The sequence below is a fragment of the Pseudomonas sp. P5_B2 genome (assembly GCF_056400445.1).
This window is the reverse complement of record NZ_JBFULH010001199.1, coordinates 1-871: the sequence shown is the minus strand read 5'-3', so window position 1 is coordinate 871 and position 871 is coordinate 1. Positions and strand designations below refer to the sequence as shown.

Annotated in this window: 1 protein-coding gene and 1 pseudogene; both read right to left on the bottom strand. The window is 55.8% G+C overall.

Going from position 1 to position 871, the window contains the following annotated elements:
- A partial coding sequence (locus AC1DRJ_RS30180; protein WP_477805338.1) for a TRAP transporter large permease subunit occupies nucleotides 1-637 on the bottom strand: 637 nt, incomplete at its 3' end.
- Nucleotides 634-871, bottom strand: a pseudogene (locus AC1DRJ_RS30175) (TRAP transporter small permease); the annotation flags it as partial. The pseudogene AC1DRJ_RS30175 and the gene AC1DRJ_RS30180, both read right to left, overlap by 4 nt.

Below are 871 nucleotides of genomic sequence, written 5' to 3'. Positions count from 1 at the left end.
ATGTACGCAGCACTTCGGCACGCGAACGCTTGGGTGGCGTCTCGACATTCTCGCTACGTGAGATAAACCACCAAGCGATAGCCAGCGCCACACCGAGCATGATGCCCGGCACAATTCCTGCGAGAAACAACTTGGAGATAGAGACTCCGGACGCGACGCCGAAGACAATAAAACCGATGCTCGGAGGGATGATAGGCGCAATGATGCCACCGGCGGCTATCAATCCGGCCGAGCGACCTCGGTTATGCCCTGCCAGTACCATCATTGGCACCATCAATGCCGCCAGCGCTGCAGCATCCGCTACCGCTGAACCGGAGAGCGAGGCAAGCAGGCAAGAGGCAATGATCGCCACATAGCCAAGACCGCCACGCTTATGCCCGACCAGCGCCATGGCAATATTGACGATACGCTTGGACAGGCCACCAGCATTCATGACTTCGCCGGCTAACATAAAGAAAGGTACGGCCATCAGAGGGAAACTATCGGCGCCATTAAGCAAATTCTGCGCGATGATCTGTGCGTCGAACAAATCCAGGTGGAACATCAACGCCACACTGACCAACAGTAAAGCAAAGGCAATCGGTATACCCAAAGCCATGGTACCGAGCAGCGAACCCAGGAAAATAACCAGAGTCATGGGCGGGTGCTCCCGGGATTGCTATGTTGCGCAGTCTGCTTAATTGCCTCGCCAATATCGCTGACCTCGCCCCTCCCCCATTCGTCTTCACCGTGTTTGTTGAAGAGCACCAGGTAGAGTTCGTAAACGATGATGACGGCGGCGCTGGCACCGAATACCAGACCTGCACCATAGAACAGTCCCATGGATAGACCTGATGCTGGAGCGACCACATCCAGGTTGATCACTGCCTGC